This window comes from Arsenicicoccus cauae, from assembly GCF_009707125.1.
Classification (GTDB): Bacteria; Actinomycetota; Actinomycetes; order Actinomycetales; family Dermatophilaceae; genus Arsenicicoccus; species Arsenicicoccus cauae.
Window position 1 is genome coordinate 100,820 of sequence record NZ_WLVL01000040.1, and the last position, 24,332, is coordinate 125,151.

Sequence of the window (24,332 nt, forward strand, 5' to 3'; positions counted from 1 at the left end):
CCTCGATCCGTTTCCGATCCTCGTCGACCGGTCCGGGGTGAACCGGCGTGCTGTCACCCTACTCCCGGCCGTGGCCGTCGGCGGGCCCGGGGGTGCCGGGTCACGGGCGGGGCACGAGCGCCGTCGCAGCGCGGTCCCGGGCGCTCGCGCCGGCGCTCGCGGCACGGGTCGGCGACACGCCAGCGCGTCCGTAACGCGGGCGAAACAACTGTGGGGGAGGCTGGGGTTATGAATCGCCAGGAGGAGTTCGTCCTGCGCTCCATCGAGGAGCGCGACATCCGGTTCGTACGCCTATGGTTCACAGACGTGCTCGGGACGCTGAAGTCGGTGGCGATCTCGCCCGCGGAGCTGGAGACGGCGTTCTCCGAGGGCATCGGCTTCGACGGGTCCGTGATCGAGGGGCTGGCCCGGGTCAACGAGGCCGACATGCTGGCCAAGCCCGACCCCACGACCTTCCAGGTCCTGCCGTGGCGCGGCGAGTCGCCGGGCACCGCCCGGATGTTCTGCGACCTGCACTCCACCGACGGGCAGCCGTCGCTGGCGGACCCGCGGCACGTCCTGCACCGCACGCTGACCAAGGCGGCGGACATGGGCTTCACGTTCTACGTCCACCCGGAGATCGAGTTCTTCCTCTTCGAGCAGGACGGCGACGGCTCCCGACGCGTGAGCAACCCGCCGCGCCCGATCGACCAGGGCGGTTACTTCGACCACCTGCCCCAGGGCACCGCCCACGACTTCCGCCGCGCCGCGATCACCATGCTGGAGTCGATGGGCATCTCGGTGGAGTTCAGCCACCACGAGGGTGCCCCCGGCCAGAACGAGATCGACCTGCGCTACGCCGACGCGATGAGCATGGCCGACAACATCATGACCTTCCGCACGGTCATCAAGGAGGTGGCGCTGGAGCACGGCGTCTACGCCTCGTTCATGCCCAAGCCGCTGGCGGACCACCCGGGGTCGGGCATGCACACCCACGTCTCGCTGTTCGAGGGCGACAACAACGCGTTCTACGAGCCCGGGTCCCGCTACCAGCTGTCCAAGGTGGGTCGGCAGTTCGTCGCCGGGATGCTGCGCCACGCACCGGAGCTCACGGCCGTGACCAACCAGTGGGTCAACTCTTACAAGCGGCTGTGGGGCGGTGGCGAGGCGCCGGCCTACGTCTGCTGGGGGCGCGCCAACCGCAGCGCGATGGTCCGCATCCCGCTCTACAAGCCCAACAAGGGCCAGGCGACACGCGTCGAGATCCGCACGATCGACACCGCCGCCAACCCCTACCTCGCCTACTCCGTGCTCCTTGCTGCCGGGCTCAAGGGGATCGAGGAGGGATACGAGCTGCCGGAGGAGGCCGAGGACGACGTGTGGGCGCTCACCGACGCCGAGCGCCGCGCCCTCGGGATCGAGGCGCTGCCGCGGTCCCTGGGTCGGGCGATCGATGCCATGGAGCGATCGAACCTGGTCGCCGAGACGCTCGGCGAGCACGTCTTCGAGTTCTTCCTCCGCAACAAGCGCCAGGAGTGGGAGGAGTACCGCTCCCAGGTCACCCCCTTCGAGCTCGAGCGCCTGCTCCCGCGGCTCTGACCGGTCGTATGACGAGCGACCAGCCCTCGCCCCGGACCGCCGCTTCGTCGCGGACGGTCTCGGCCACGGGCGCGCTCGCGCGGCAGGGCTTCCACGACCCGACCCGTGCCCAGTCCCTGCTCGACGACCCGGCGCTCACAGGCCTGGTGGGAGATGCCCGCGACGACCTGGTCGCCGCCCTGCGGCCCACCGCGGACCCCGACCTGGCGCTGCTGTCCCTGGTCCGGCTGGCCGAGTCCGTGGCGGGTGACGGCCGCGACCCCGCCCCGTCGCAGGAGCTCGGCCGGTCGCTGCGCGAGGACCCCCTGGGCCGCGACCGGCTGCTGCACGTGCTGGGCGCCTCGTCGGCGCTCGGGGACCACCTCGTGTCCCACCCGCAGGACTGGCGGCGAGCGGCCGGTGCCTCTCGGCATACGGCCGAGGAGCTCGTCGCCGTCCTGACCGACGCGGTGCGAGACCTCCCGACGGACCGGGCGCACGACGCCCTGCGGGCGACCTATCGCCGGGAGCTGCTCGCGATCGCGGCCCTGGACCTGACCAGCGACGACCCGCTCATGACCCTGCCCGACACGGCCCGGTCGCTCGCCGACCTGGCCGCGGCGGCGCTCGAGGCGGCACACGTCGTGGCCTGCGCCGAGACCGACGGTGCGCAGGGGGTGCGGCTGGCGGTCATCGGGATGGGCAAGTGCGGCGGACGCGAGCTCAACTACGTCAGCGACGTCGACGTGATCTTCGTGTGCGAGCCGGCTGACCCGGCCGTCGAGCCCGGCAGCCCCGAGGAGATGGCGGCGATGCGGGTCGGCACCCAGGTCGCCGGCGCCCTGATGCGGGCCTGCGCGGCCTCGACCGCCGAGGGATCCCTGTGGCCCGTCGACGCCGCGCTGCGTCCCGAGGGCAAGAACGGCCCTCTGGTCCGCACCGTCGCGAGTCACCTGCACTACTACCAGCGGTGGGCCAAGACCTGGGAGTTCCAGGCGCTGCTCAAGGCGCGTCACGTGGCGGGCGACGCCGAGCTGTCCGCCCGCTACCTCGAGGCGGTCACCCCGCTCGTGTGGGAGGCGTCGTCGCGCGACCACTTCGTCGAGGACGTCCAGGCGATGCGCCGACGCGTGGAGCAGCACGTCCCCGCCAAGGAGGCCGACCGGCAGCTCAAGCTCGGACCCGGCGGGCTGCGCGACGTCGAGTTCAGCGTGCAGCTCCTGCAGCTCGTCCATGGTCGGCTGGACCCGAGCCTGCGCTCCGGCACCACCCTCGAGGCCTTGGCGACCCTGGCTCGTGGCGGCTACGTCGGCCGCGACGACGCGGCCGTCCTCGACGAGGCCTATCGCATGCTGCGGTCGCTCGAGCACCGGATCCAGCTCTACCGGCTGCGGCGGACCCATCTCATGCCGACCGCCGAGGCGGAGCTGCGCCGGCTCGGCCGGTCTCTGCACCTCGACGGCGACCCGGCGACGGTGGTCGTCAAGGAGTGGCAGCGCCGGGCCCACGAGGTGCGCCGCCTGCACGAGCGGCTCTTCTACCGCCCCCTGTTGTCCGCCGTCGCCCGGCTGTCCGCCAGCGAGGGCCGGCTGACGCCGGAGGCCGCCGGCGATCGGCTGGCCGCGCTGGGCTTCCGGGACCCCCGCGGCGCGCTGCGTCACCTGGAGGCCTTGACCGAGGGCATCTCGCGCCGCGCGGCGATCCAGCGGACGCTGCTGCCCGTGATGCTCGGGTGGTTCGCCGACGGCGCCGACCCGGACGCGGGCCTGCTGTCCTTCCGCAAGGTCAGCGAGGAGCTCGGCACCACGCACTGGTACCTCAAGATGCTCCGCGACGAGGGCAGCGCCGCCCAGCGGCTCGCTCACGTCCTGTCGTCCAGCCGGTTCGCCTCGGAGCTGCTCGAACGCACCCCCCACGCCGTCGCGGTCCTCGGCGACGACGTCGGGCTCACCCCCCGGTCCCTGGAGTCCCTGCGCTCGGTGATGCGGTCCGCCGCGCAGCGCAAGGACAGCTCGGAGGACGCGATGCTCGCGGTGCGCGGGGTGCGGCGACAGGAGCTCTTCCGGGTGGCCGTCGCAGACCTCGTCGGGCTGCTCCCGCTGGACGAGGTCGGGCGGGCCCTGACCGCCGTGACGGCCGCCACGCTCGAGATCGCGCTCGAGACGGCCGTCCACAAGGTGGAGATGGAGCTGCGCGAGCCGCTCGGCACGCGGCTGCTGGTCGTGGGGATGGGGCGGCTCGGCGGCGGGGAGCTCGGCTACGCCAGCGACGCCGACGTGATGTTCGTCCACGAGCCCGAGGAGGGCGCGGCTCACGACGAGGTCGAGCTGCAGCGACGGGCGACCGCGGTCGTGCAGGAGCTGCGGCGCCTGACCGCCTGGGGCGGTCCCGAGCCGGCCGTCGGCGTCGACGCGGACCTGCGCCCCGAGGGCAAGAACGGACCCCTCGTGCGGTCGCTGGAGTCCTACCGCACCTACTACGAGCGGTGGGCCCTCACGTGGGAGCGCCAGGCGCTGCTGCGGGCCCGTCCGGTCGCGGGTGACGCCGGGCTGGGGGAGCGCTTCGTCGCCCTCGTCGACCCCTACCGCTATCCCGACGGCGGGCTCGGCGCGTCGCAGCTGCGCGACATACGCAGGCTCAAGGCCCGGATGGAGAGCGAGCGGCTGCCGCGGGGAGCCGACCGGCGGACCCACCTCAAGCTCGGGACCGGCGGGCTGAGCGACGTGGAGTGGACGATCCAGGTCATCCAGCTGCAGCACGGCCACGACGTGGCCGGGCTGCGGACCACGGGGACCCTGCCCGCCATCGAGGCCGCGCGGGCCGCCGGGCTGCTCGCCGACGACGAGGCGAACCTCCTGACCGAGGCCTGGGGGTCGGCCTCGCACCTGCGCAACGCCGGCATGCTGTGGCGCGGGCGGCCGGTCGAGAGCGTGTCCACCGACGCCCGCGACGCCGACGGGATCGCCCGCATCATCGGGCGAGGACCCGGCGAGGGGGGACTGCACGTCGACACCTACCTGCGGATCGCCCGCCAGGCCAGGGTCGTCGTCGACCGCCGGTTCTACGGCCACGAGGGGTGAGCGGTCACGCACCGTGAGGGCGGGTCACACCGGCCCGGCCCCTTTCACGGAGCGTTCACCTGGCATCCATCTGCGGGCCCTGACCGGGGCTGGCGGGGCTGGCTAGGTTCGGCCCGAACGTCCGACCCCCGCGTCGGCGTCGCCCCCTCCACCTCGCACCGATCCGGGAGATCACCGTGACCCACGAGCGCACCCTGCTGCCCATGGCCGGCATCACGCACGCCAACCGCAGCGCCGTCACCTGCCACCTCCGCTGCGGCGACGCCTGCTCCAGGCCCACCCCCAACGAGTCCACGCACGAGACCTTCGCCGAGGTCGCCTCCGCGGCGCTGTCCCGCCGTTCCGTCCTCGGTGGCGCGGGCGCCCTGGCCCTGGCCTTCGGTGCCGTCTCGACCGCCGTGGCCGAGCCGGCCGCCGCGCTGGTCGGCGCCAAGGACGACGGTCGCGGTCGCGGCCACGCGGGGCGTCGCGTCTCCGGCCTGTCCTTCATCGGCATCGCCCCGGTCGCCGACGACGTCGACCGGCTCACGGTCCCGGGCGGGTTCACCTACGCCCCGATCATCCGGTGGGGCGACCCGGTCCTCAAGGGCGCCCCGATGTTCGACCCCGAGCACCAGAGCGCCGAGGCCCAGTCGATGCAGTTCGGCTACAACAACGACTACACCGACATCATCGTGACCGACAAGCACGGCAAGAAGGCGCTGCTGGTCTGCAACCACGAGTACACCAACGAGAGCATCATGTTCCCGCCGACCATGGACCCGACCGAGGCGATCCGCACCGCCTGGGCCGCGCACGGCATGTCGGTGGTCGAGCTCACCCGCCCGGCCCGCGGCGAGCGGTGGACCTACCGCCGCGGTGGTCGCCTCAACCGGCGCATCACCCTGGACACCCCCTTCGCGGTCGACGGCCCTGCCGCCGGCAGCCCGCTGCTGCGCACCAAGGAGGACCCGACCGGACGCACGGTCCGCGGCACGATGAACAACTGCTCCGGCGGCACGACGCCATGGGGCACGGTGCTCTCGGGCGAGGAGAACTTCAACCAGTACTTCAAGGCCGAGGGCACCTCCAAGCAGGAGAAGCGCTACGGCCTGTCCCCGACGCAGGACACGCGCGGCTGGTCCAAGGTCGACCCGCGGTGGGACGCCCGTTCCGCCGACTTCCGCAACGAGCCCAACCGCTTCGGCTGGATCGTCGAGATCGACCCGATGGACCCGACCTCCACGCCGGTCAAGCACACCGCGATGGGCCGCTTCAAGCACGAGGGCGCCAACGTGATCGTGGCCGATGACGGCCGCGTCGTCGCGTACATGGGCGACGACGAGAGGTTCGACTACATCTACAAGTTCGTCTCCAGGCGCCGCTACGACGCGCGCCCCGGCAACGCCGCGCGCCAGCACAACCTGCGGCTGCTCTCCGAGGGCGACCTGTATGTCGCGCAGTTCACCGGCGACGGCATGGAGGACAAGGTCAACGACGGGTCCGGCGAGTGGATCGCCCTGACCCAGGGCGGCCGGTCCATGGTCAACGGCTTCACCCTCGAGGAGGTCCTCGTCTACACCCGCCTGGCCGCTGACGCTGCGGTGGGCTCCAACGGCAAGGGCCCCACCAAGATGGACCGTCCCGAGGACGTCCAGCCCAACCTCGTCACCGGTCGCATCTACGCCGCCTGCACCAACAACTCCGACCGCGGCAAGGAGGGCAAGGCCGGCACCGACGAGGCCAACCCGCGGCCGCTCAACAAGGACGGCCACATCGTCGAGATCACCGAGGTGGGCGGCGACCACACCGGCCGCCGGTTCACCTGGGACCTGGTCCTGATCTGCGGCGACCCCAAGACCGCCGGCACCTACTTCGGCGGCTACACCGGGCCCGTCGCCCCGATCTCGTGCCCGGACAACGTGGCCTTCGACAGCCGCGGCGACCTGTGGATCGCCACGGACGGCATGCCGAGCTCGCTGAAGTACAACGACGGGTTGTTCCACGTCGAGCTGGGCGGGCCCGAGCGCGGACGCGTGACCCAGTTCCTGGCCGTGCCGGCCGAGGCAGAGACCTGCGGGCCGGTCATCCACGACCGCGACGGCTCGGTCTTCGTGGCAGTGCAGCACCCGGGCGAGGACGGGACCTGGGCGGACCAGCACTCCTTCTTCCCGGACTACGTCAAGCAGTCCGGTCGGGGTCGCTTCGCCGGTCCGCGGCCCACGGTCGTGCAGGTCACTCGCATCGGCTGACGACGCCCCGGTCGTATGCCGACCGCCCCGGCGCCCCGTCGGATCCCCGTGATCCGGCGGGGCGCCGCCGTGCAGTGCCGTGGCTGTCGGTGTCGGTGCCGGTGTCGGTGTCGGTGCCGGTGCCGGTGCCGTCAGCGGCGCGGAACCAGCAGCCTCACGGCACGGGGGAGGACCCGGATCGTGCAGGGCGTCGTGCCGACGCGCTCCCCGTCGGCGTAGACCGGCATCGGCCGAGGTGTCTCCAGCCGCAGGGACGCCACACGCTGGTGCTGCACCGAGCGGTCGCGCAGCGGACGGCGCAGGAGGGTCGCGACCAGACCGACGACGAAGCGCCACCAGGTCCGCGCGTCGTGGCACACCACGTCGAGCAGGCCGTCGTCGGCGACGGCCCCGGGGGCGACCTGGATGCCACCGCCCTGGCTGCTCGTGCTGGCGACGCAGACCATCCAGGCGTCGAGGGTCGTGCGGGTCCCGTCCGCGACGTGGGTGATGGCCGTCGGCCGCACGAGAGGCAGCAGCGCCACCGCTGCCGCGACATAGATGAACGGGCCCCGTCGGTGGACTCGGTTGGCCTGCTCGTTGATCGCGGCGGTGAAGCCCAGGGTGGCGATCGTGAGGAAGGGCTGTCCGTCGACGTCCCCGAGATCCATCCGCTGCTCGGTCCAGGACGGCAGCGCGGCCGCGGCGCGCAGCGGGTCCAGGGAGATGCGCAGGTGACGGCACAGATCGTTACCGCTGCCGCCGGGCAGGGGAGCGAGGACGGCGCCGGACCTGGCCACGCCCGTCGCGGCCGCCCGCAGCGTGCCGTCGCCGCCCAGCACGACCAGCACGTCGTCGACCGCGGCGCCGGCCGCGACGGCGGTGACGTCCTCGAGGGACTCGCTCGCGACGACGGTGGCGTCGGCATACGGCCCGGTCAGAGCCTGTCGCGCCTCGTCCGGCAGCGCGGGGCGGCGACGCACCGCCCGGCAGGCCGGGTTGACCAGCAGGATGACGGTCATGCGCGGCCTCGGGGTGAGTGGTGGGTCCGGTCTGCGTCAGCCTAGTCGGCGCCGCTCGGCAGGTGCGCGAGGAAGTGGGTGACCGCGAGGAGGTCGGCGCACCCCCCTGGGCTGAGCCCTCGACGGGTGAGGTCGACGTCGAGCCGGTGCAGCCGGGTCAGGGCGTCCGGGGCCCGGACGCCGCCCGCGCCCAGGAGGTCCCGCGCGCTGCGCTGCACGTGCCGCAGGCCGTCGAGGGAGCCGTCCTTGACGAGGGTGGTGTCGTCGGTCGTGGCCATCAGCACGAGCAACGCCTGCAGCATCGCGCCCCGGCCGTCCCCCGTCGCCTCCAGCACCGCCCGGTAGGCCGGGAGGGCGTGCCGCCGCACGGACGCATAACCGCCGGCGGCCTCGCCCCGCGCGCCGGCCAGCCGGTGCTCGACGAAGGCCGCCTCGCCGTAGGTGCCCGGGCACTCCACGGCCGGGAGCTCGACCTCCACGAGGGGCCGTGCCATCCGTGCGGCCAGGTCCGTGAGGGAGCGCGCGGTGACGGGCAGCCCGCCGGCGGCCAGCCGCCCCGCGCAGCCGAGCAGCAGCCCGAAGGCGAAGACCGCCCCCTTGTGCGTGTTGACCCCGCGGGTGGCGGCGAACATCGCGTCCTCGCACCCCATCCCGGGCCTGCGCAGCCGCTGCAGGAACCGCGACGGTGCGTCGCGGTGCCCGGCGCGGCCCGTCTCGTGCAGCACCGGGAACCACGGCGCGATCGCGGTGATGCTCGCCCGGAAGGTCTCGGCGTCCATGTCGTCGTGCGCCCCGCACGACACCGGGTCGACGAGCCCGGGCTTGGGGCTCAGCTCGACCTCGGCGAGCAGGGCCTGCGTGGCGAGCCGGGACAGCCGGCCGGCCTGACCCCGGTCGTGCAGCGCGATCACGGTGGCCCGTGGCGGAGCGTCGCCGGTGGGGGTGGGGGTGGGTTCAGCGGTGGGCAGCACGGAGCACCTCCACGGCGCGCGCCAGGTCCGAGGCGTCGTGGGCCCGCGAGCGGGCGCAGGCGTGCGCCGGGCCGTCGCCCACCAGGCACCGTCGAGGGGGCGGCCCGAGCGACGTCCGCGACAGGGGGTGGTCGCCGTCGTGGACGTCGAGCACCCGCCACCGCTCCCCCTCGACCCCTGCCCGGACCGCGGCGACCGCCTCGTCCCTCGTCCGCACGAGGTCAGGGGAGGTCTTGACGGCGCCGGGCACCAGGAGCGTCACCCCGACGACCTCGCCACCCACCTCGATCGGTCGGGGCACACCGGTGATCGACACCGCCCGCTCGTAGAGCTCGAGGATTGTGGTCAGGGGCAGGCCTGCGGCGCGCAGGCGTTCCTCGACGTCGGGGCGGCACGGGTTGGCCGTGATCCCGTGGTCGGTGACGAGCACGCAGATGATGTCGAGGTCGTCCTCCACACTCGGGACACTACGGCCCGGGGCTCGCGGCTCCTCCGGCGGGGTGGCCGTATGCCGACCGCCCGTCGCCCCCGTGGGTCACCGAGATCGGGCGTGGGCGAGCGCTCGCTGGACCGCCGGGTCGTGCTGCGGGTCGTCCTCGCGCCGAGGCCGGACGAGATCGATCAGGACCTTGCCACCGGCGACCCACTCGCGGGCCACGCCGTAGGCCCAGACGTTGCGGTCGGCGACCATCAGCGGCGTCCGGACCGACCAGTCGGCCACACCCACGGCGTCCAGCCCGGCAGCCCGCGCGATCGCCAGGGCCCGTGGCAGGTGATAGGCCTGGCTGACCAGCGCGATCCGGCGCAGCCCGTAGACGCGGCGGGCGCGCCGGCAGGTGGCGTAGGTGTCGACGCCCTCGCGGTCCTCCACGATCAGCGCCGGGTCGACGCCGTGGTCCTCGAGGTAGCGGCGCATGACCCCCGGCTCGTCGGTGCCGGGCAGGTCGGCGCCGGACACGACGACGACCTCGACGCGCCTCAGCCGCAGGAGCTCCAGCGCGCGGTCCAGCCGGGCAGCCAGGTAGCGGCTCGGCCGCCCGTCGGGCAGCACCCCCGCCCCCAGCACGACCGCCGCCTCGACGGTGGGCGAACCGCCGGGGGAGTGGATCCGGTCGCGGGCGGACGTCAGGGCCCACGCCCGGGTGCCCGCGACGGCGGCCGCGGCGGCGACACCGCCGGCGAGGGCCGTGAGCGAACCCCAGCGCAGGACGGCGGCGGGGGAGGCGGGGGGCTTCGGCATACGGCTGATCCTGCCACCCGCCCACGCCGAAGGCGCCCCCTGCGGTCGGCAGGTGGGCGCCTTGGGCGTGACGGCTCAGATGGAGAAGTACATCTCGAACTCGTCTCGCATGAATGGTAGGTGTTGGCCATGTTGGCTATCCCTTCCTGACCTGCCGAAACGCGATTGGCGACGTTGGCTAACGATGGTCCCGGCTGGACGTCTTGCGGACTATTTGCGGACTCAGCCCGTGACGAGCTTGATCGGGATCGTCAGGTGGTGGGGCGTGCCGCCACGCATACGGATCAGCGGCTGCCCGTTCGCCTGGTAGAGGGTGCCGCGCCAGCGCACGCGGTGCTTGGCGGCGTCGAACCCGACAACGGGGACGATGACCCGCAGTTCCTGGGACAGCATGAAGTCGCCGCCCCCGTCGTTGAGCGCGGTCGACAGGTACGTGACCTGTGCCGGGAGCGTCCACACGAGGGTGGGATGCGCCCAGTCGTATTGCACTTCCCCGAATCCGTCCTCCCACGTCCTCGCGGTGACGATCTCGATCTGGTCTGAGAGCTTCACCGCGCCCGCCTCCGGTACCGGTTGAGGGTGACCAGCTCGGGGAGCGTGAAGCCGGCGAACGTGGCGAAGGACTCGCTGTAGTCCCCCACGGTCACGGTCCGGGATTGCTCGGGGTTGGTGACGAGCCGGGCCGTGGCGGACACGATGACGGCGGCGAGGGCATCGTTCGGGACGCCCGCCGTGTCGAAACCCTCGTCTCGCGTGTATGCGCGCACGAACTGCGCCACGACGGGGAGGGACTGCTCGGCAAGGGCGAGCGCGGAGGGGTCGTCGCCCTTGCCGAGGTACTGGGCGACCTTGGCGGCGGTGGGCGCCAGGGCCGGGTTGGACACGCGCACGACGTAGGGCGTGACGGCGTGGTGACCGGTCGTGTCGGCCCAGAAGATTATGAGCTGGTAGTCACCGGACGCGGCCGGGTCGATCAGGCCGTGCACGCGGTCCCACTGGACGGTGACGCCGGGCGGGACAGCGGACGCGGTCATATCCACCTCCCAGACCTGACCGGCGGGCAGGGTGAGGCGCAGCTCGGCGGCGACGTCGGCCGCCGTCAGGTACAGCACCTGGCCCGCCTGCGCGGTGCGGTTCGGGGTCATCGTCAGCGCGTGATGCCCGTGAGCGTGACGATGGCCTCGGGGTTGAGGGGCGCGGCGTCCATGCGGGTAACCACCTTGACGCCGACCTGGTCGTACGCGGCGAACAGCTCGGGCAGGATCTGGACCGAGGGGGCCACGTCGCGGGCGACGGCGACCTGGGACATGTCGGCCAGCGCGGCGCGGCCGGTCGGGGTGGCGCCGGTGGTGTTGGGGATGCGCGCCGAGACGACCACGGGGGCGCCCCAGACGCGGAACACGCCGTCGGCGGTGGGGTCAGCCTGCAGCAGGTAGCGGCCGGAGCTGTCCTTGATCTTGCGGAGCGCGACGAAGTCGCCGGGGGTCATGAACCACTTGAGCGAGGCCATGTTCACGTTCGCCGCCAGGGCCAGGCCCCACGCGGTGAGCAGGTGGTCCAGGGTGAGTGCGCCGCCCACGTTGACGTTCTGCGTGCCCGCCCAGGCGAACATGCCACGCGGGGTGGCGATGCCGTCGCCGGAGGCGGAGAGGAACTGCGCGTCGATCTTGGCGGCGACGTCGCGGACCAGTCGCTCACGGATCGCCGCGTCCAGGTTGATGACGGACTGACGGACGAGCTCGTTAGACGTGCGCGTGATGACCTTGACCGACTTCATGGTCGAGGGCAGCAGGTGCAGCTCGTCGAAGTCGACGTCGCGCTCGGGGATGAGCTCGTTCTCGCCGGTCCAGCCGGGGTCAGCGATCGGGCCGCCGTTCTTGGGGAGGCGCAGCGGTCCGGCGGTGTCGAAGATGCGGGGGCCGGAGGCGAGGAACACGGACTGTGCCTGCAGCGGCTGCACGAGGATCGTGGAGACCTGCTCGGCGGTCAGCTCGGGAACGGCGGTGCTGCCAGCGGCGGCGGTGGTGGTCTGGGTGGCAAGGGCCATGGTGAGTCTCCTACAGACAGAACGGATTTCAAGGGGGGTTCACGTTCGGTCACCAGGGCCGTGCGTAGGGTGAGCGCCAGGCTCACCACAAGTATACCCCAGGGGGGTATGCTAGAGGTGCCTCCGGAGAGGGAGGCGGGTTGGCGCCCGGGACAGGCGTCGTAGAAGCGAGGCCCCCCACGATCCAGTCGGACTGTGGGGGGCCTCTCAGCTGTCTGGGCCTACTGGGACCGCAGACTCTCGTCCTCCTGCCGGGAGTTGATCTGCTCCAGCGACAGGGCGATGGACACCTGTGCCCATGCCTTGGCCAGCTCGATGCGCCGGTCGTCCGTCAGGCCGGACTCACGGACGTCGGCGAGTACCGCCTGCGCGTGGGTTCCGTAGCTCATGGTGATTCCTCTCGTTGGGTTAGGTCCGCGCCCGCATCAGGCCGAGCAGCGAGACCGGCTCGGCGGCCGTCATGGCCCCCTGCCCGACCGATCCTGCCGGACGACGGCTCGCGAGGTGGGGCTTGCGGGCCAGAAGCGCGTCCACAGCGGCCGTCAGCGCGGCCTCGTCCTCGAGGTGCGCCTCGTCGTAGGGAAGGTCCGTCGGGTCGGCCAGGCGGCCCGTCGCCGTCACGAGCGCGAGGTGCAGGCGCTCGGCCAGGTCGTCCCTGTCCTTGGCACGCACGCGGGCGTCGGCGGCCTCCTTGCGCAGGCGCTCGACGTAGTCGCGGGGGAAGCTCTCGGGGTCGTCACCACCCTTTTCGGTGGCGTCGCCAGAAAGGTCATCGGGGGTCGGTTCGGGCTCGACGGCGTCGGGGGTCTCGTCGGTCTCGGTGGTGGTGGTCTCGTCGGTCATGAGTTGGTCCTCTCGGTGGTAGTGACGGGGATGGGGTGGCAGCGGTCGCCGGGGTGCAGGTGCATGGGCTGCTCGGCCCGGTAGACGTGGCCCTCCCTGTAGAGCCACTGGCACAGCTGGCAGGCGTCGGCGGTGAGGCCGCGCCTGTAGCCGGTGACGTGGGGTGACCGGGCGATGCCGTCGTTGAACGCGCGCCCGGCGGCGTCGATCGGCTCGTTGCGGCCGAGTCGTTCGGTGCGCATCCGGGCTGTCTCGCGGGCGGCGTCGTCGGTCAGGTCACCGTCGGTCAGGATCGTGTCGACGGCCTTGCGGAGCCGGTCGAGGTCGTCGGCGGCAGGCGCGAGGCCGAGGACGGGGACGGGGTGCCCGGTCTGCTCGGTCAGCGTCGCCGCCAGCGCCACGTCGGCGAGAGCCGTGCCGTGCCCGTTGGCGCGGGCGATGGTCGCGGCGATGGCCGTCAGGGCTTCCTCGAACGACAGCAGCCCGTCGAGGAACGCAGCCAGCAGGGCCAGGGCTTGACGGCTGGTCCCGTCGCCCAGGGCCGCGAGCAGCTTCTGGTAGGGGGTCTCGTCGATCACTGCGCCACCACCCGGGACAGGTCGAGGTTCGCGACGGCGTCACGGGACCGGTCGGCCCGGATCGCGTCCACCTCGTCCGCGGTGTAGCCGAGGCGCCGCAGCGCATAGCTCGCGGGCAGCAGCCCGGCCGCAAACAGCTTCACGACAGCGTCGGCCTCCTGCGCGGCCGACCGGGTCGACGGGTCGGCCCACTGCACGGTGACGTCCACGCTGGCGGGGTCGACGCCGTGACGGACCGCGGTCATGAGCTGCGCGACGTGCTGCCAGGCCTGCCCGAAGGTGCCCTGACGCGCCTCGGCGCGGGCCGTGAGTGCGGCCTCGCTGGCACGGATCGCGTCGGCGCTGGTGGGGTTGTCGCCGCCGATCCCGAGCAGGTGCTCCGGCAGCCCGGTGACGGCACTGATGGATCGCATGATGACGCCGATCGCGGCCTCGTAGCCGGCGAGGTCGGCTCCGGCGAGCTGGCCGAACCGGGCTTCGGCCGCCTCGGTGACCATCATGCGGTCACCCTCCGGGAAGGGGTTGGTGACGTTGCCGTCGGCGTCCTCGACCAGCTCGACGCCGGACGCCCAGCGGCGGGGCCGGGCGGCGTACTCCGAAGCAGTCATGAGGTCGACGTGCAGCTTGGTGAGGCAGTCCGTGAGGCTGAGGACGTCCTGCATCTCGCTGACGCCGGTCTGCACGAGCCGGTCCCCGTTGCGCAGCCACACGACGGGCACGACGCCGAGCGGGTTGGCGATGGTCTCGACCTTGCGGTAGCCGGTGGTCGCTGCGCCACGGGCAGGACTGTGCCAGCGGGTGATGCGGTCGGGCTCGAACCACACGACATGGGTGCCGTCCTCGGCCCCCCACCGCTTGATCGCCGAGGACACCTCCCGCGTCGCGGGGTCGGTGGTGACGGCCACCTGGGTGGCCGACTCGACGGTGACGAGCGGGGAGCCGTCCGGACGCGCCCAGACGACGACGAACGAGTCGCCGAGCAGCAGCGCCTCGCGGTGCGCGACCCGGTGCTGGGTGTCCAGGCCGTTGCGCCGCCAGTCCTCCCACGTGTCCGGGCGGGACAGGCCGGTGACGCGCAGCCGCTCGCCGATGGTGTCGACCAGGAGTCGGGGAATGTTCACGGACACGGCGCTGAGCCGGTTGTTGAGGGCGAGTCGGGACTCGGGCGACAGGAACGTGAGGGGCTGCGCGCCGTCGTAGTAGCGGGTGAGCGTCGAGTAGACGGCCGCCCGCTCGTCGATGCGCTGCAGGATGCGGCCGAGGGTGTCGAGGTCGGTCATGGGGTCTCCTATCGGAACGATGCCGCGCGCCGTCGCGGCTGGTTGTTGGTGTGGAACGCGGCGCGGTCGAGGGCGACGATCGACGCCACGGCGGCGTCGATCTTGCGGGGGGAGTTGCGTTTGTCCTTGACGATTAGGTCGCCGAGCGTGGTGGGCTTGGCGACCGCGTGGGCGACGTGCGCCGCCAGCCGGGGGTCGCCGTCGTGGGTGACGGCCTGCGTCACCACGGCCTGGTAGAGGCGGTCGGTGGCGGGGGCCATGCGTTGCGCGGCGGCGGTGTTCCACTCGATGACGCGCCGCTCCCCTTGCCGGGTCGCCCACGCCTCGATCTCCGAACGCCACCCCCACGGGTCCGCCGCGAGCTCGACCACGTCCCAGCGGTCGAACGCCAGCGCCACGGCGTTGTCCACGTCCTCGCGCGGTACGCGCCAGCCGCGGTCGCCGGGGTTCTCCCATAGGCCCGCGACGAACAGGTGCGGGTCTGGGCCGACCGTGCAGCCCACCAGCGCGGTGGAGTCACCCGACGCGGAGCCGTCGAACGCTAGGACCACCTTGGACCCGTCCGGGGGCGTCCCGAGGTCAGGTGCCGCGCAGGCGTCCCACGCACCGAACGGCAACCACGCCTCCGAGCCGGACACCCATTGCCCGAGGCGCAGCTGCCGAAACACGGGCTCACGCAACGTGCGGCGCGCAGCCTCCAGGCCATCCTCGGCCAGGAAGTCACCCAGGGCCGGGTTGCCGATCTTCCACGCCGCACGATCGTCTGTTGCGCACCCGTCCGGGGCCGCGAACTCCCGCAAAAAGAAAGCCGGGTCGGTGCCCTCCCGGCCGTGCTCGACAAGCCGGAACATCACGCAATCCGGCGAGGTCGATGGGGTGCTGATCGCCAGCGTCAGCGACTCCGGCCGCTTGCCCGACATGCTGGTCACGGCTTCCCAAACGGGTTCAGTGACGACGTGCAACTCGTCAACGACAAGCAATGAGGGGTCCCAGCCGTGCAGCGCGCCCGGGTCGGCCGGGAGCGCCATCATCGTGGCGTCGTTCTCCGGGACGACGATCCTGTCGGCATAGATCATGGCCCGCTCGGCCAAGTCGGGGTTGAGCTCGATCATGCGCTTGGCCATGCGCAGCGCGATGTTCGCCTGCCGCTGGTCGGAGGCCACGACCAGCACCTCGGCGGACGGGGGGCCGACGAAAAGCTCGGCGACCGCCAGCGCGGCAGCAAGCGCGGTCTTGCCGTTCGCGCGCGGCAGGCTGACCAGCGCGGTCCGGATGCCGGGAGCGAACGCGCCCGTGACGATCTCCCGCTGCCAAGGCCGGACCTTGAACGGCTTGAGCGCACCCTCGCCCTTGGGCGTGAGGATGTAGTCGCGGATGAACCGCAGCCGACGAGCAGCCCGAGCCCGGGGCCAGCCGGTCAGGTCCAGGGGCTCGGCCGTGACCTGAGCCTTCGGCCCGGCCTTCGTGCCGCTCAACTCGAACACCCGTGCGAAGTGAGACCCAGATTTTGCCTGCACGGGAGGGGCGAGGACGACCCGGCAGGGGGGTCACCCCCCAGGGTCTCGCGAGTTCCCTTGCGGCTGTTGCACTTTCGGCACAGCACTTGAAGGTTGTCGATCCTGTAGGCCAGGTCGGGTCGGGCGGCGAGGGGCACGACGTGGTCGACGGTCAGGTCGTCGCGGCTGCCGCAGGCGGTGCAGAACGGCTGCATCCGGCGGAGGCGGGCGGACAGCCGGGCCCAGCGGGCGGTGCGTCGTTCCCCGGTGCGCTTGCGCGTGTCGGGCAGTTGGTGGTCGGGGCAGCGGCTGGCCGGTGTCGGCTCGCCGCAGACGAGACAGGGCTTCATCATCGTCCGCCTCCCTTCACGACACGGAGGGCGGCAGCGTTGAGCAGGCCGCATCCGGGATGGGTGGTGGTGCCGGGCTCGACGTAGGACATCGGCTCACCGCAGCCCGTGCAGGTGGGTGTCCCATCTGTCCCGTTGTCCCATTCAGCGGGGGTCTCGGTGTCCCCATTGGGACACTGGGACACTTGGGACAGGGGGACACAGGGGGCGTAGCGACCACGCTCGGGCTTGGACAGCCGCCGGGCCTCGGCGAGCCGTGCAAGGTATCGGCGGGCATCCGTTATGCCGAGGGCACCCTCTACCTGCTTTGCGGACACCGGCTCGGCTTGGGCGTTGACGTACGCGATGATCTCGGCAGAGCGGTCCCCAAGACCGTCACTCACCTTGACCTCGGCTGCCTTGCGGGCGGCGTCAGCCAGGGCGGCACCGTCGATCAACCACCTGCCGCTATCGGACGTGACGGCGTACTCGCCTTCGACTACGTCGCGGCCGGTGACGCGCAGGATTCCCGTGACCTCGTTGCGCTGGCGGGACAGGTTCACCGTGAAGTCGGCAGCACCGTTCAGTCCGTTGGTCCCGGACGTGGAGTCCATCCAGTCCGCGTCCCCGGTCCGCTTGTTGACGTGGTGGACCACGAGCAGGGTCGAGCCGGGGTGCGTGTCGACTAGTCGCTTGAGGGTTGACCCGATGCGGTAGTCACGCTGATATGCGCCCTCACCCGGTAGCGCAGCGGGCATGACCTTGCCGAGCGTGTCGAGGACGACGAGGGGTCGCTGGTGCCCGTGCTTGCCGAGCCATGCCCGGATGAGCTGAACGACGTCCTTGGGGGCCGTGTCGGTTGCGAAGTCCAGCCGTTCGGGGATTCCCACGCCGTCACCGAGCAGGCGGCGGCAGCGACCCTGTAGGCGTCGACTGCCGTCTTCCAGGGCGAGCAGCAGCACGGGCCGGGGGCGGCCGGTGTCGATCTTGCCGAGCGCGGGCGTGCCAGCTGCGACGGCGAGGGCGATGCCGAGGGCGGCCCAGGACTTGCCTGCCTTCGGGGGGCCGGTGAACAGGCCGAAGCCCTCGGGGATGAGCCCGTGGACCGCCCAGGACAGGGCCGGGAAGGTCTGGGCGTCCAGCCACGCACCGGACTTGAGACCTGCGAGCAGGTCAACCTCTTCGGGGTCGTCAAGCGGAGGCGCGTCGGAGGGGGCGGGCGCGTAGGTCACAGGCGACCGCCCGTCGCCATGGCGAGGAGACGGCGCGCGGCTGCCTCGTCTACGGCCATGCGCAGCCCGTAGAGGAATCCGAGATCCCAGCCGCAGGACCACGCCTGGTGGATCGTTTCCAGTTGCGGTGCTGGGGCTAGGGGCTGCTCGAGGTCAGCGAGCACGGCGTCTATGAACGCGGTACGATCGGGGGTAGAGATGGCTGCAAGCTTCTCGTTGCCCTCGCCGGAGTTGCCGCTCCGAGCGGGGGCGTTCTCGTGTCCGGGTCGAGTCATGCCGACCGCCCGGCGGATGCGTACTGCGCGTCCAGCCACCCGGTGACGTCCTCGCGCTTGTAGACGACGCGGCGGCCCAGCTTGAACCACCGCGGCCCCTTGTCTCCAACGTGCCGCCAATAGCGGAGCGTGCCGACAGGAGTGCGGGTCCACTCCGACACCTCGGCCTCGGTGAGCAGATCTGACATGACTGATCCTTTCCATGTTGGAACACTGGGGCGCGTTCCGATACATGGAGTATTGGACGCGGGGACGTTGATGTCAAACAGCAGGGATTGACGTGCGCCGTAATGTTCCGGCATGGTTGGCACATGACGACAGCGGACGAACGTTTCGGGCGTGAGGTGCAGCGGAGGCGCGAACAGAAGGGCTGGTCGATGACGAGGTTCGCGTCCCTGCTCACCGAGGCAGGGGTCGACAACTTCCACTCCACGACGGTCGGACGCATAGAACGGGGGGAGCGGCCCGTACGCCTGAGCGAGGCCGTGGCAGTGGCTCAGGTGCTCGACGTGCCGCTCGAATCCCTGATCCCCACGGACGCACAGACTCTGACGGATGCAGAACGGGCAGTGAGGCTGTATTCCGAGACCAAGCGGGCGATCAGGGTTCTGGCGCGCCTACTGGCCGACCGGCTGGCAGGACTTCCCGCCGTGCGTGAGGACCTAGTGGAGGTGCTGGAGTCCGGCGACCTGGACGAGGCCGGGATCAAGCAGGCTCGGAAATGGTTGGGGATCGTTGACATGAACTTGGCGGAAGGCTGGCGGCTTCCCACCGAACAGGAAGTCCGCGACATGACGCCGGTGCAGATGGGCCGGGCTCGTGCTTCAGTGCTCTGGATGGGGGACGACCTGTGGCAAGCCGAAGCGTAAAGAAGCGCCAGGACGGCGTCTGGCGCGCCCGGTATCGCGACGAAGCGGGCAAGGAGCACGCCCGGCACTTCAAGCGCAAGGTCGACGCACAGCGATGGCTGGACAGCGTCACGGCGTCGGTGGTCCGCGGGGACTACGTCGACCCCAAGACTGCCCGCCTCACGGTGGGGGAGTGGTGCGACCTGTGGCTCGTCGGCTACGCGACCCGGCGGCCGTCAACGGTCCGTCAGGCCAAGGTGCACGTGAACGTCATCCGAGACGGGCTGGGTGACAAGCGGCTGTCCGACGTCAAGCCGTCGCACGTGAAGGCGTGGACGGTCCAGCTGCAAGGCAAGTACGCGCCGAGCACGACGTACGCGATCTATCGGCGGCTGGCACAGATCATGAGCGACGCCGTCCACGACGGCATCATCCCCAAGTCGCCATGCTCGCGGCGCACGTCGCCGGGGCAGGCGAAGCAACGGCCGTACGTCGCCACCACGCATCAGGTGTGGGCGCTGCACGACGCGATGCCGGAGCATCTGCGGGCGGCCGTCCTGCTCGGCGCGTTCGTGGGCCTGCGTGTCTCCGAGGCGGTGGCGCTGCGTGTCTCCGACGTCGACTTCATGCGCGGCATCGTGCGGCCCGAGGTGCAGTACCCCGACGAGCCCTTGAAGACGGAGACGAGCCGGACGCCGATTCCGATCCCGCACGAGCTGGCGCTGGCACTGTCCGCGAACGTGGAGCGCTACGGCGGGCCGACGATCGTCACGAACCAGCTGGGGCGTCCCGTAGGTCCGGCGGCAGTCGAGCACGCCGTGCGGGCCGTGCGGGGGACCGTCGAGGGCTTGCCTGAGGGGTTCCGGTTCCACGATCTGCGGCACTACCTTGCGTCGCTGCTCATCTCGCAGGGGCTCGACGTCAAGGTGGTGCAGACGCGGATGCGGCACGCGAACGCGACGACGACGCTCAACGTCTACGGGCACATGTTCCCGGACACGGACGAGTCCGCACGGGCGGCGGTGGCTGTTGCCTTCGCTTCCCGTGCGGACTCGTTGCGGACTGAGGCGGGGTCTTAAGCCTCTGACCTGCGGCGTTGCTCAGATGGAGAAGTACATCTCGAACTCGTAGGGGTGGGGGCGCAGACGCAGCGGCGCGACCTCGTTCTCGGTCTTCCAGTCGATCCAGGTGCGGATCAGGTCCTCGGTGAAGACGTCGCCCTCGAGCAGGAACTCGTGGTCCTTCTCCAGCGCCGTGAGGACCTCCTCGAGGGTGCAGGGCACCTGCTCGATCTGCTCGTGCTCCTCCGGGGGCAGCTCGTAGAGGTCCTTGTCGATCGGCTCCGGCGGCTCGATGCGGTTCTTGATGCCGTCCAGGCCGGCCATCAGCTGCGCGGCGAAAGCCAGGTAGGGGTTGGCCGAGGGGTCCGGGATGCGGAACTCGATGCGCTTGGCCTTGGGGCTCGTGCCGGCGATCGGGATGCGGATGCAGGCCGAGCGGTTGCGGGCAGAGTAGACCAGGTTGACCGGGGCCTCGAAGCCGGGCACCAGGCGGTGGTAGGAGTTGGCGCTGGGGTTGGTGAACGCCAGCAGGGCCGGGGCGTGCTTGAGCAGACCACCGATGTACCACCGGGCGATGTCGGACAGGCCGCCGTAGCCCTGCTCGTCGTAGAACAGCGGCTTGCCGTCCTTCCACAGGGACTGGTGCGTGTGCATGCCGGAGCCGTTGTCGCCGAAGATCGGCTTGGGCATGAAGGTGGCGGTCTTGCCCTCCTCCCACACGGTGTTCTTCACGACGTACTTGAACTTCATGATGTCGTCGCCGGAGTGGAGCAGGGTGTTGAACTTGTAGTTGATCTCCTGCTGACCGGCGGTGCCCACCTCGTGGTGGCTGCGCTCGACCTCCAGCCCGACCCGGTCCAGGTTGAGGCAGATCCTGTCGCGGGTGTCGGCGAAGTGGTCCACCGGCGGCACCGGGAAGTAGCCGCCCTTGAACGCCGTCTTGTAGCCGCGGTTGCCGCCCTCCTCCTCGCGACCGGAGTTCCAGGCCGCCTCGACCGAGTCGATCGCGTAGAACGAGGTCTGGGCGTTGTTGGCGTAACGGATGTCGTCGAAGACGTAGAACTCCGCCTCGGCACCGAAGTAGGCGGTGTCGGCGATGCCCGTGGACCTGAGGTAAGCCTCGGCCTTGATGGCGATGTTGCGGGGGTCGCGGCTGTACGGCTCGTCGGTGAACGGGTCGACGATCGAGAAGTTCATGATCAGCGTCTTCTCGGCGCGGAAGGGGTCGAGGTAGGCCGTCTTGACGTCCGGCAGAAGCTTCATGTCGGACTCGTGGATCGCCTGGAAGCCGCGGATCGAGGAGCCGTCGAAGGCCTGGCCCTCCGTGAAGAAGTCCTCGTCGAGCGACTTGGCCGGCACGTTGAAGTGCTGCATCACGCCCGGCAGGTCACAGAACCGGATGTCGACGAACTTGACGTCCTCGTCCTTGATGAAAGTCAGGACCTCTTCAGGGGTGCTGAACACATCGTCCTCCTGTGTGTCGTCGGCCCGACTGGCCGACCCGTTGCCCACCAACCTAGGGGCAGGCCGTTACCCGACCATGACTCCGATGTTTCCCGCGTGTTACACGCTGTCCAGCCGGACCCCTCCCGCCGGGTAGCCTGAGGAGGTGGTGGATCGCAGGGACGTCGGTGGGTGGCTCGAGGGGCCGGGTCGGCTGACCCAGCAGGGTGCGTATGCCGGGGAGCGGCTGGGTCTGCCTGCGTCGGGTCCTGGCGCGATGGCCCCGCTCGGACGCCGCGTCCTGGCCCTGCTCGTCGACTGGCTGCTGTGCTGCGCCATCGCGATCGGGTTGTTGCGCATGCCGGTCGGCGCCACGGGCCTCGACTCGTTCATCCCGCTCGCGGTGTTCGCCGTCGAGAACGTCCTGCTCGTCGGCACGGCGGGGTGCACCATCGGGCACCGCCTGCTAGGGCTGCAGGTCCGGCGCGTGGCGGGGGGACCGCTGGGGGTCGTGGGGGCCGCGCTGCGGACCCTCCTGCTCCTGCTGGTCATCCCGCCCGTGGTCTGGGACAGCGACGGCCGGGGCTTGCACGACAAGGCCGCCGGCAGCGTCATCGTCCGCACCCGCTGACACGCTCGGTCCCGCGTCCCCCGTCTCGGCTCGCGTCCCCCGTCTCGGGCTGCAGCACGAGACGGGGGACGGCCGCCGAGACCCACGAGGCCGGCCCGGGCGTGATCCTCGTTCCTCGCCCAGGGCCCCCGACCTCCGCATACGCGCTTCGTCAGCGACCGCGCATGCCCTTGCGGTCCACCCGCGTCCGCGTCGGGTCCATCCCCGCCGGGATGCCCGCGCCGGCGCGCATGCCGTTCATGGCCTTGAGGCGCTTGTTGACCACGCCGACCTCCTCCTTGGTCAGCACCGGCTTGAGGCGCTGCACCTTGGAGGCGAGCTTGCGCACAGGCACCACCTCGACGTCCCCGCTCTGCCCCTCGGACTCGGCGTCGCCCACCCGCATGAGGTGGACGGGGGAGCCGGAGGCCAGACGCTCGACCTTGCGGCGCTCCTCGACGAGCAGCTTCTTGGCGCGAGCGGAGGGGCCCTCTGCGACAAGCACGACACCAGGGCGACCCACGGCGCGGTACAGGGTCGCGACGTTGGTGTAGTCCTGCCCCTTGGGTCGCCCGTCGGCGGCGATGGGCTGCTGCTCGATGAACCAGCCGCCCCGGCGGATGGAGGACAGTGCGGCCATGGTGGCGCCGGGCTTGCCCTCGATCATCGAGTAGGCACCGCGGTCGGTGCGTCGGCTCATCACGATCATCGCGGCGAGCGCGGCGAGCGGGATGCCGAGGATGAGGAAGTACCACGGGTGGCCGACGAGGAAGCCGATGGCGACCATCACCAGCAGCGTCAGGAGCGCGGCGCCGACCATCCACCGGGTGATCGTGGGGTCCACCTGCTTGGCGAAGCCGTACGCCTGCTTCATCTGGGCGACGCGGCCCGGCTTGTTGGGGTCCTTGGGCGGCTTGGGCGCCTTGGCGCGCCCGAACCGCGACGCCTTCGTGCTGCCGGATGCTTCTCGTGCCATGGGGCGGATCTTACCGTTCTGTGGTGGTGGGGCCCGGGGGCGTCAGCGCTGGGCGAGCAGCGAGGACGCCTCCTGGCGGGTGGTCTGGTCGGCGGCGTCCGCGAGGTGCGACAGGTGCTCGGGCAGCGGGCGGCCGAACTCGCGCATCGCCTGGCTGTAGAGCTTGCCCGAGCGGTAGGACGAGCGGACCAGGGGCCCCGCCATGACCGCCTTCATCCCGCGGCCGAGCGCGAGGTCGCGCCAGTGCACGAACTCCTCGGGCTTGACCCACCGGTCGATGGGGTGGTGCAGCTTGGACGGCCGGAGGTACTGCGTGATCGTCAGGATGTGGCAGCCCGCGTCGACGAGGTCGCCGACGGCCTGCTCGATCTCGGCCTCCCCCTCGCCCATGCCGAGGATCAGGTTGGACTTGGTGATGAGCCCGGCGTCCTGCGCCATCGACAGGACGCGCAGCGACTTGTCGTAGGTGAAGGCAGGCCGGATCCGCTTGAAGATCCGGGGCACGGTCTCGAGGTTGTGCGCGAACACCTCGGGGCGGGCGTCGAAGACCTGCCCGACGAGCTCGGGCCTGGCACCGAAGTCCGGCGGCAGGATCTCGACCCCCGTGGTGGGGTTGAGCCGGTGGATCTCGCGGATCGTCTCGGCATACAGCCAGGCCGCCCCGTCGGGCTGGTCGTCCCGCGCGACGCCGGTCACGGTCGCGTAGCGCAGCTGCATCGTCGCGATGCTCTCCGCCACCTTGGTCGGCTCGCCGCGGTCCAGCGCGGTGGGGCGCCCGGTCGCGATGTCGCAGAAGTCGCAGCGGCGGGTGCAGACGTCACCGCCGATGAGGAAGGTCGCCTCGCGGTCCTCCCAGCACTCGAAGATGTTGGGGCAGGACGCCTCCTGGCACACCGTGTGCAGGCCCTGGCCCTTGACGCGCGACTGCATCTCGGAGTACTCCGGGCCCATCCTGGCCGTCGTCCGGATCCAGCTCGGCTTGCGCTCGATGGGGGTCTCCGCGTTGCGCGCCTCGACGCGCAGCATGCGACGACCCTCGGGTGCGACGGTCATGGTGCTCCTTGCGATCGTGTGCGTCAGGCCGTATGCCGACCCCTAGCAACCGGCCGAGTCCCGGGGGGCGGGGGCGACCGTTCCCTCAGGGTACGCCGCTGCACCGACACACCCCGAATGCGCCCGTGCGGGCTCGCCGGGGTCCCAGGAGCCCGGCATGGCCGCCAGGTCTACCGTGGTC

At 71.3% G+C, this 24,332-nt stretch carries 24 protein-coding genes; 6 read left to right on the plus strand and 18 right to left on the minus strand.

Annotated elements, in window-relative coordinates; all coding sequences use genetic code 11:
- Positions 1 to 228 precede the first annotated feature (228 nt).
- From glnA (GGG17_RS12570) to GGG17_RS12580, 3 genes are all read left to right on the plus strand, one after another.
- On the plus strand, positions 229 to 1,578 hold the full coding sequence (gene glnA / locus GGG17_RS12570; RefSeq protein WP_154594053.1) for a type I glutamate--ammonia ligase: 1,350 nt from the start codon (positions 229 to 231) through the stop codon (positions 1,576 to 1,578).
- Positions 1,579 to 1,586: 8 nt separating this feature from the next.
- On the plus strand, positions 1,587 to 4,637 hold the full coding sequence (locus GGG17_RS12575; protein ID WP_154594054.1) for a bifunctional [glutamine synthetase] adenylyltransferase/[glutamine synthetase]-adenylyl-L-tyrosine phosphorylase: 3,051 nt from the start codon (positions 1,587 to 1,589) through the stop codon (positions 4,635 to 4,637).
- A gap of 203 nt (positions 4,638 to 4,840) precedes the next feature.
- On the plus strand, positions 4,841 to 6,868 hold the full coding sequence (locus GGG17_RS12580; protein WP_154594239.1) for a PhoX family protein: 2,028 nt from the start codon (positions 4,841 to 4,843) through the stop codon (positions 6,866 to 6,868).
- Positions 6,869 to 6,999: 131 nt separating this feature from the next.
- Here the strand turns inward: GGG17_RS12580 and GGG17_RS12585 are convergent, their stop codons facing one another.
- The 15 genes from GGG17_RS12585 to GGG17_RS12655 all read right to left on the minus strand — a co-directional run bounded on the left by GGG17_RS12585 (position 7,000) and on the right by GGG17_RS12655 (position 18,348).
- Entirely contained in the window at positions 7,000 to 7,869 is an 870-nt protein-coding gene (locus GGG17_RS12585) for a diacylglycerol/lipid kinase family protein (RefSeq protein ID WP_154594055.1), read from the minus strand.
- Between the two features lie 41 nt (positions 7,870 to 7,910).
- Positions 7,911 to 8,840, minus strand: a complete 930-nt coding sequence (gene citG / locus GGG17_RS12590) for a triphosphoribosyl-dephospho-CoA synthase CitG (protein WP_154594056.1) — start codon at positions 8,838 to 8,840, stop codon at positions 7,911 to 7,913.
- A complete protein-coding gene (locus tag GGG17_RS17240) occupies positions 8,824 to 9,297 on the minus strand; it encodes a citrate lyase holo-[acyl-carrier protein] synthase (protein WP_154594057.1) in 474 nt (157 codons plus the stop codon). The genes citG and GGG17_RS17240 overlap by 17 nt, the downstream gene beginning before the upstream one ends.
- A 78-nt stretch (positions 9,298 to 9,375) precedes the next feature.
- Entirely contained in the window at positions 9,376 to 10,080 is a 705-nt protein-coding gene (locus GGG17_RS12600) for a SanA/YdcF family protein (protein WP_154594058.1), read from the minus strand.
- 222 nt (positions 10,081 to 10,302) lie between these two features.
- Complete coding sequence (locus GGG17_RS12605; protein WP_154594059.1) at positions 10,303 to 10,632, minus strand: hypothetical protein; 330 nt, start codon at positions 10,630 to 10,632, stop codon at positions 10,303 to 10,305.
- Positions 10,629 to 11,225: a head-tail connector protein gene (locus GGG17_RS16620; protein ID WP_230082953.1), complete on the minus strand. Its 597-nt coding sequence runs from the start codon at positions 11,223 to 11,225 to the stop codon at positions 10,629 to 10,631. Before GGG17_RS16620 ends, GGG17_RS12605 begins: the two co-directional genes overlap by 4 nt.
- Positions 11,226 to 11,227: 2 nt before the next feature.
- Positions 11,228 to 12,127 (minus strand): phage major capsid protein, encoded by a 900-nt coding sequence (locus GGG17_RS12615; RefSeq protein WP_154594060.1) that lies wholly within the window; start codon positions 12,125 to 12,127, stop codon positions 11,228 to 11,230.
- A gap of 221 nt (positions 12,128 to 12,348) precedes the next feature.
- Complete coding sequence (locus GGG17_RS12620; protein WP_154594061.1) at positions 12,349 to 12,516, minus strand: hypothetical protein; 168 nt, start codon at positions 12,514 to 12,516, stop codon at positions 12,349 to 12,351.
- A 19-nt stretch (positions 12,517 to 12,535) separates the two neighbouring features.
- Positions 12,536 to 12,970, minus strand: a complete 435-nt coding sequence (locus tag GGG17_RS12625; RefSeq protein ID WP_154594062.1) for a hypothetical protein — start codon at positions 12,968 to 12,970, stop codon at positions 12,536 to 12,538.
- On the minus strand, positions 12,967 to 13,548 hold the full coding sequence (locus tag GGG17_RS12630) for a hypothetical protein (RefSeq protein ID WP_154594063.1): 582 nt from the start codon (positions 13,546 to 13,548) through the stop codon (positions 12,967 to 12,969). The genes GGG17_RS12625 and GGG17_RS12630 overlap by 4 nt, the downstream gene beginning before the upstream one ends.
- Positions 13,545 to 14,828, minus strand: a complete 1,284-nt coding sequence (locus GGG17_RS12635; RefSeq protein ID WP_154594064.1) for a phage portal protein — start codon at positions 14,826 to 14,828, stop codon at positions 13,545 to 13,547. The genes GGG17_RS12630 and GGG17_RS12635 overlap by 4 nt, the downstream gene beginning before the upstream one ends.
- An 8-nt stretch (positions 14,829 to 14,836) precedes the next feature.
- Positions 14,837 to 16,303 (minus strand): terminase large subunit domain-containing protein, encoded by a 1,467-nt coding sequence (locus GGG17_RS12640; RefSeq protein ID WP_154594065.1) that lies wholly within the window; start codon positions 16,301 to 16,303, stop codon positions 14,837 to 14,839.
- Positions 16,300 to 16,728 (minus strand): HNH endonuclease signature motif containing protein, encoded by a 429-nt coding sequence (locus tag GGG17_RS17395; RefSeq protein WP_154594066.1) that lies wholly within the window; start codon positions 16,726 to 16,728, stop codon positions 16,300 to 16,302. The genes GGG17_RS12640 and GGG17_RS17395 overlap by 4 nt, the downstream gene beginning before the upstream one ends.
- A complete protein-coding gene (locus tag GGG17_RS12650) occupies positions 16,674 to 17,987 on the minus strand; it encodes an AAA family ATPase (protein WP_154594067.1) in 1,314 nt (437 codons plus the stop codon). The genes GGG17_RS17395 and GGG17_RS12650 overlap by 55 nt, the downstream gene beginning before the upstream one ends.
- A gap of 169 nt (positions 17,988 to 18,156) precedes the next feature.
- Entirely contained in the window at positions 18,157 to 18,348 is a 192-nt protein-coding gene (locus GGG17_RS12655; RefSeq protein WP_154594068.1) for a helix-turn-helix transcriptional regulator, read from the minus strand.
- 123 nt (positions 18,349 to 18,471) lie between these two features.
- Here GGG17_RS12655 and GGG17_RS12660 point away from each other — a divergent pair, with 123 nt between their 5' ends.
- Both GGG17_RS12660 and GGG17_RS12665 read left to right on the plus strand, forming a co-directional pair.
- Complete coding sequence (locus GGG17_RS12660) at positions 18,472 to 19,029, plus strand: helix-turn-helix domain-containing protein (protein WP_195849231.1); 558 nt, start codon at positions 18,472 to 18,474, stop codon at positions 19,027 to 19,029.
- Positions 19,011 to 20,087 (plus strand): tyrosine-type recombinase/integrase, encoded by a 1,077-nt coding sequence (locus GGG17_RS12665; RefSeq protein WP_311966661.1) that lies wholly within the window; start codon positions 19,011 to 19,013, stop codon positions 20,085 to 20,087. Before GGG17_RS12660 ends, GGG17_RS12665 begins: the two co-directional genes overlap by 19 nt.
- Before the next feature lie 21 nt (positions 20,088 to 20,108).
- Here the strand turns inward: GGG17_RS12665 and glnA (GGG17_RS12670) are convergent, their stop codons facing one another.
- Positions 20,109 to 21,533 (minus strand): type I glutamate--ammonia ligase, encoded by a 1,425-nt coding sequence (glnA, locus tag GGG17_RS12670; protein WP_311966662.1) that lies wholly within the window; start codon positions 21,531 to 21,533, stop codon positions 20,109 to 20,111.
- A 145-nt stretch (positions 21,534 to 21,678) separates the two neighbouring features.
- Between glnA (GGG17_RS12670) and GGG17_RS12675 the strand changes: the two genes are divergently transcribed.
- Positions 21,679 to 22,143: an RDD family protein gene (locus tag GGG17_RS12675; RefSeq protein ID WP_288800084.1), complete on the plus strand. Its 465-nt coding sequence runs from the start codon at positions 21,679 to 21,681 to the stop codon at positions 22,141 to 22,143.
- A 151-nt stretch (positions 22,144 to 22,294) separates the two neighbouring features.
- Here GGG17_RS12675 and GGG17_RS12680 read toward each other — a convergent pair whose 3' ends face one another.
- A complete protein-coding gene (locus GGG17_RS12680) occupies positions 22,295 to 23,098 on the minus strand; it encodes a DUF4191 domain-containing protein (RefSeq protein ID WP_154594072.1) in 804 nt (267 codons plus the stop codon).
- Positions 23,099 to 23,140: 42 nt separating this feature from the next.
- Positions 23,141 to 24,151 (minus strand): lipoyl synthase, encoded by a 1,011-nt coding sequence (gene lipA / locus GGG17_RS12685; protein WP_154594073.1) that lies wholly within the window; start codon positions 24,149 to 24,151, stop codon positions 23,141 to 23,143.
- Positions 24,152 to 24,332 lie beyond the last annotated feature (181 nt).